The following is a 5606-nucleotide window of genomic DNA, read 5'->3' on the forward strand; positions in this document are numbered from 1 at the left end:
CCGGTGGAGTACCGCGCCCCCACCCCGACCCCGCCCACCCCGCTCACCGGCACCACCTGGACCATCGAGCTGCCGCCCGCCCCGGCCACGCCGCCGGAGGCCAGCGCCGCGTTCACCCTGTTCACCATCGTGGTCGCGGTCGCCGCTCTGGTCCTCTTCCTGGTCCTGCTGGCCCTGCACCTGCTGAACCGGCGCCCGAAGCGCCGCGCGGCCACCGGGCGGTCTGGCTGGGTCGAGGCCGTCGTGCCCGGTCCGCCGCCCCCCGAGCTGGTCACCGGCGCCCGCCGGGCGCTGTCCGACCTGAGCGCGCCCGACGCCGGACCGCCCGGTGACGCCGTCGTCGCCGCCTGGCTGGCACTGGAGCGGGCCGCCTCGGCGTCCGGCGTGGCCCGCGCCCCGCACGAGACCGCGACCGAGTTCACCACCGCCCTCCTGGACCGCCACCACGTCGACCCGGCCGCCACCACCGCCCTGCGCCGCACCTACCAGCGCGCCCGCTTCGGCAGCGCCGAGGTCACCGCGGCCGACGTGCGCACCGCGACCACCGCCCTGGAGGCCGTCGTGCGCGACCTGACCGACCGGGACCCCTCGTGAGCCCCACCGCCCGGACCGTCCTCTCCACCGCCGCCTGGCTCTTCACCGGCGGCCTCCTCCTGCTCTTCGGCGCCCCCCTGCACTGGGCCGCCCTCACCGCCCTCCCCGTCGCCGCCCTCGCCCACCTCGCCACCCGCCTCCCCGGCGGCGGCGACGTGCTCTGGTCACCCGTGCGCGACCACGCGGCCACCAGCTCCCAGCACACCCACCACCAGGCCAGCGTGCTCGCGGGCCGCCTCGCCGACGCCACCGAGCACCCCGCCCGCTTCACCACCCGCGTCCAGCCCCGCCTGCGCGCCCTCGCGCTCGCCCGGCTCCGCCAGCGCCACGGCGTCGCCGACCTGGCCGACCCGCGCGCCGCCCGCCTGCTCGGCCCGGAGCTGCACGCCCTGCTCACCGACCCCGGCGCCACCGCGCCCCCGCCCGACGTGCTCGCCCGACTGCTGGAGGACCTGTGATCGAGGACATCGCCGCGGAGGGAGCCGCCGTGCTGGACGCGGTCGGCACCGCCGTGGTCGGCGGGCGGGACACCGCCCGGCTCGCGCTGGCCGCCGTCCTCGCGGGCGGGCACGTGCTGCTGGAGGACGTGCCCGGCCTCGGCAAGACCCTCATGGCGCGCTCGCTCGCCCAGGCGCTGAGCCTGGACTTCACCCGCCTGCAGTGCACCCCCGACCTGCTGCCCGCCGACGTCACCGGCTCGTTCCTCTACGACCCCGGCAGCCGCGAGTTCGACTTCCGCGCAGGCCCGGTGTTCACCGGCCTGCTGCTCGCCGACGAGCTCAACCGCACCCCGCCCAAGACCCAGTCGGCGCTGCTGGAGGCCATGCAGGAGAAGCAGGTCACCGTCGAGGGCCGCACGTTCCCGCTGCCCCGCCCGTTCCACGTGCTCGCCACCGCGAACCCGGTCGAGCACGAGGGCACCTACCCGCTGCCCGAGGCCCAGCTGGACCGGTTCCTGCTGCGCCTGGCCGTCGGCTACCCGCCCGCCGACGAGGAGGTCGAGGTGCTGCGCCGCAGGCTCGCCAGGGGCCGCGAGGAGACCGAGGTGCCCGCGGTGCTGGCCGGGGGCAGGCTCGCCGAGCTCCAGCGCGGGCTAGAGGCGGTGCCGGTGGACGAGGACGTGCTGCGCTACTGCGTCGACCTCACCGCCGCCACCCGCGTCCACGGCTCCGTGGAGGTCGGCTCGTCCCCGCGCGGCGCGCAGGCGCTCGTGCTGGTCGCGCGGGCGCTGGCCGTGCTGGACGGCCGCGACCACGTCGTGCCCGAGGACGTGAAGGCCTGCGCCGTGCCCGCGCTCGCCCACCGGCTCACCCTGCGCCCCGAGACCTGGACCTCCGGCGCGACCGGTGTCGACGTGGTCACCGAGCTGCTCGGCAGCGTCCCCGGACCGGCGAGCAGCAGGCGGTGACCGGGCCAGGGCGGGCAAGGCCGACCGGCGCGTGGCGCGGCACGGACGCGCTGGCCAGGGGCCTGCTGCTGGGCGTGGTCCTGGTCGTGGCGGGCGTGCTCGCGCACCGGGTCGTGCTGGTGCTGTTCGGCGCCCCGCTGCTGCTCACCACGGTGCTCGCCCTGCTCCGCCCGCCCGGCGGCGCGCCGGACGCGCGGGTGCGCCTGCTGTCGCGGGTCGGCGAGATCGGCAAGGCGGGCGCGGTGGTCGACGTGGCGGCGGACGGCGAGCTGGTGGCCGTGCGGCTGCCCGTGCCCGGCCGCGAGGGGCCGGGCCCGGTGCACCTGCTGCCCGCCGGGGCGACCGCCATCGGCGTGGTGCTCGACCGCTCCACCTGGGGCGACGGCCTGGACGTGCGCCCGGACCACCTGGTCGCGGGCCCGGACGGGCTGGTGGTGCACGGGCCGGTGACCGCGCCCGAGTGGGGCCGGGCGATCCTGCCGCCCATCGCGCCCCTGCCGACCGGGCTGCTGCCCGCGCGGGCGCGCGGCCTGGTGGGCGTGCACCGCTCGCGCGGGCCGGGCGACTCGGTGGAGCTGCGCGACATCCGGGCGTTCGCGCCCGGCGACCGGTTGCGCCGGGTGGACTGGCGGGTGTCGCTGCGCACCGGGAACCTGCACGTCCGCGAGCACCACGCGGAGACCGACGCGGATGTGGTGCTCGCCCTGGACACCAGGGCGGACGTGGAGGCGGACGTCGCGCTGTGGACCGAGAGCGGCCGGGGCTCGCCCCGGCCCGGCGGCAGCCTGGACCTGGCGGCGCGGGCCGCCGTGTCGCTGGCGGCGGCGTACCTGCGGCAGGGCGACCGGGTGGGCCTGGTCGACCTGGGCAGGCCCGCGCTGTGGCTGCGACCGGGGACGGGCAGGCGGCAGCTGCTGGCGCTGCGCACCCGGCTGGTGGCGTGCGCGCGGGTCGCCGGGTGGTCGCAGCGGGCGGTGCTGGACGCGCGGCAGGCGCCGACGGGGGCGGTCGTGGTGGTGCTGTCGCCGTTCCTGGACGACGAGGTGGTGCAGGTGGCGGTGCACGCGGCGCGGCGCGGCCACCCGGTGCTGGCGGTCGACGTGCTGCCCGCCGCCCTGCGGCCCGACCGGGAGACCGCGTGGGGGCCCGCGGTGCTGCGGGTGGTGGAGCTGGAGCACGAGGTCCGGGTGACGGCGCTGCGCTCGCACGGCGTGCCGGTGATCCGCTGGGACGGCGAGTCCGCCGCCGTGGCCACGGCGCTGCACGCGACCACCCGACCGAGGCGCTGATCGGGGTGAACGGGGGAGGCGACGACGTGGGGCGACGGGCTGATCGGGACTCGGCGGGGACGAGCGCGGCGGGGGATGGCGTGGTGGGGGACGACTCGGTGACCGCTGGCCCGGTGACCGCTGGCCCGGTGACCGCTGGCCCGGTGACCGCTGGCGCGGCGCAGGACGGCCCGTCGGCCGGTGGCCCGGTGACCGGCGGTCCGGTGACCGGTGACGTCCCCGCCGCGGGCGCTCCCGCCCCTCCCCCCGACCCCGTCCCCCTGGGCCGGGGCCTGCCCGGCTGGTCGTCGCGCCTCGCCGTCGCGCTCGTCGGCGGCGGCCTCACCGGCGTGCTGGCGGTCGAGGGGACCGAGCCGCCGTTCCTGCTCGTCCACGTCGCGCTGGTCGGCCTGGCCGCCGCGCTGCCCGCCAGCGCCGCCCCCGTGCTGGTCATCGCCGCCACCGCCGCCGCGCTCGCGCTCTCCGACGCCCCGGCGTTCCGCCCCGCCGTCCTCGTCGCCGCGGCCCTCGCGCACCTGCTGCACGTCGTCGCCGCCCTCGCCGCGCTGCTCCCGCTCGACTCCAGGGTTCACCCGTCCGCCCTCCGGGTTCCCGCGATCAGGTTCGTCTCGGTGCAACTCTGCGTGCTCGGCGCGGCAGGGCTGATCAGCCTAGTGCCGCAGGGCCGGGTGGCCGTCCCGCTGGAGCTGCTGGGCCTGGCCGCCGCGACCGCGCTCGCAGCGGGTTCCGCGCTGCTCCTGCGGTCCAGGGGGTAGCCGCCGTCCCGCCCACTGGATCGATCCTCGCTGGTGCGACGGGTATCGTCGCAGGTGCGGGGCACAGTGTCTGCTATCACGTGGCGACCGTCGTCACAACCGGCCTTGTGGACAGGGTCGTTGGGCCCTGGCGGTGGGACTATTGCGGTATGGCTGCTGTGAAGTCGCAACCCACACGGATCGTGATCGTCGGCGGTGGGTACGTCGGCATGTACACCGCGCTGGGGTTGCAGAAGAAGCTGCGCTCCGGTGAGGCGTCCGTGACCGTCATCGACCCGCAGCCGCACATGACCTACCAGCCCTGCCTGCCGGAGGCCGCCGCGGGCTCGATCGAGCCCCGCCACGTCGTGGCCCCGCTGCGGAAGGTGCTCAAGCGCTGCCACGTCGTCACCGGCCGCGCCACCCGCATCGAGCACGAGAAGAAGTCCGTCACGGTCGAGCTGGTCGACGGCCACGTCGAGAAGTTCGAGTACGACGTGCTGGTCTCGGCGCTCGGCGCCGTCTCGCGCACCCTGCCGATCCCCGGCCTGCCGGACGTCGGCATCGGCCTGAAGACGATCGGCGAGGCGATCTACGTCCGCAACCACGTGCTGTCGCGCCTGGACCAGGCGGCGAGCACGAACGACGCGGAGCGCCGCAAGCGCCTGCTGACGTTCGTGGTCATCGGCGGCGGCTTCGCGGGCATCGAGACGCTGGCCGAGCTGGAGGACATGACCCGCTACGCGCTGCGCTACTACGAGGGCCTCAAGCCCTCCGACGTGCAGTGGGTGCTGGTCGAGGCCACCAACCGGATCATGCCGGAGGTGAGCGCCTCGCTGGGCGTCTACACGGTGCACCAGCTGGAGAAGCGCGGCATCAAGTGCTACCTCGACACCCGCGTGAAGTCGATGGAGGGCGGCCACGTCGTCCTCGACGACGGCACCGAGTTCGACGCCGACACGATCGTGTGGACGGCGGGCATGAAGGCCAACCCGATGCTGCGCGACACCGACCTGCCGCTCGACGAGCGCGGCCGGGTGCGCTGCACCGCTGCCATGCAGGTCGTCGGCCTGCCGGGCGTCTGGGCCGCGGGCGACTGCTCCGCGGTGCCGGACCTGTCGCGCACCGAGGAGGACCCGAACGCGACCTGCGTGCCCAACGCGCAGCACGCGATCCGGCAGTCCAAGCTGCTGACCAAGAACATCCTCGCCTCGCTGCGCGGCGGTCAGCCGAAGGACTACTTCCACAAGTACGTGGGCTCCGTGGCGGGCCTGGGCCTGTACAAGGGCGTGGCGGACATCTTCGGGATGCGCTTCCGCGGCTTCCCGGCGTGGTTCATGCACCGCACCTACCACGTGATGTTCATGCCCACGTTCAACCGCAAGTTCCGCGTGCTGGCCGACTGGACGCAGGCGTTCATCTCGGGCCGCGAGGTCGTCGCGCTGGGCCAGCTCCACGAGCCCAAGGCCGAGTTCGACCGCGCCGCGAGGAGCTGACCGCGGACCGGGCGCCGAGGCGTCCGGACCGACCGGGAGCAGGCACCGTGCCCGCTACGCCGACTGGGTGTAGCGGGCACGCGCC

Annotated in this window: 6 protein-coding genes; all 6 read left to right on the forward strand. The window is 76.1% G+C overall.

Annotated elements, in window-relative coordinates; translation table 11 throughout:
* Positions 1-594, forward strand: a 594-nt coding sequence (locus tag ACTUAL_RS17275; RefSeq protein ID WP_440900992.1) for a DUF4129 domain-containing protein, incomplete at its 5' end; no start/stop codon positions are given.
* The gene (locus ACTUAL_RS17280; protein WP_096491460.1) at positions 591-1052 is read left to right on the forward strand and encodes a hypothetical protein; all 462 of its coding nucleotides are present in this window, start codon (positions 591-593) and stop codon (positions 1050-1052) included. The genes ACTUAL_RS17275 and ACTUAL_RS17280, both read left to right, overlap by 4 nt.
* Positions 1049-2002, forward strand: a complete 954-nt coding sequence (locus ACTUAL_RS17285; protein WP_096491461.1) for an AAA family ATPase — start codon at positions 1049-1051, stop codon at positions 2000-2002. The genes ACTUAL_RS17280 and ACTUAL_RS17285 overlap by 4 nt, the downstream gene beginning before the upstream one ends.
* On the forward strand, positions 1999-3291 hold the full coding sequence (locus ACTUAL_RS17290) for a DUF58 domain-containing protein (RefSeq protein WP_440900993.1): 1293 nt from the start codon (positions 1999-2001) through the stop codon (positions 3289-3291). Before ACTUAL_RS17285 ends, ACTUAL_RS17290 begins: the two co-directional genes overlap by 4 nt.
* A gap of 143 nt (positions 3292-3434) precedes the next feature.
* Positions 3435-4046: a hypothetical protein gene (locus tag ACTUAL_RS17295; RefSeq protein ID WP_440900994.1), complete on the forward strand. Its 612-nt coding sequence runs from the start codon at positions 3435-3437 to the stop codon at positions 4044-4046.
* Positions 4047-4195: 149 nt separating this feature from the next.
* Entirely contained in the window at positions 4196-5521 is a 1326-nt protein-coding gene (locus tag ACTUAL_RS17300; RefSeq protein ID WP_440900995.1) for an NAD(P)/FAD-dependent oxidoreductase, read from the forward strand.
* Positions 5522-5606 lie beyond the last annotated feature (85 nt).

It is taken from the genome of Actinosynnema sp., from assembly GCF_052038725.1.

Bases quoted from the DNA above. Each gene is read 5' to 3' on its own strand.
- ACTUAL_RS17300 (WP_440900995.1), top strand. From the start codon at position 4,196: ATGGCTGCTGTGAAGTCGCAACCCACACGGATCGTGATCGTCGGCGGT.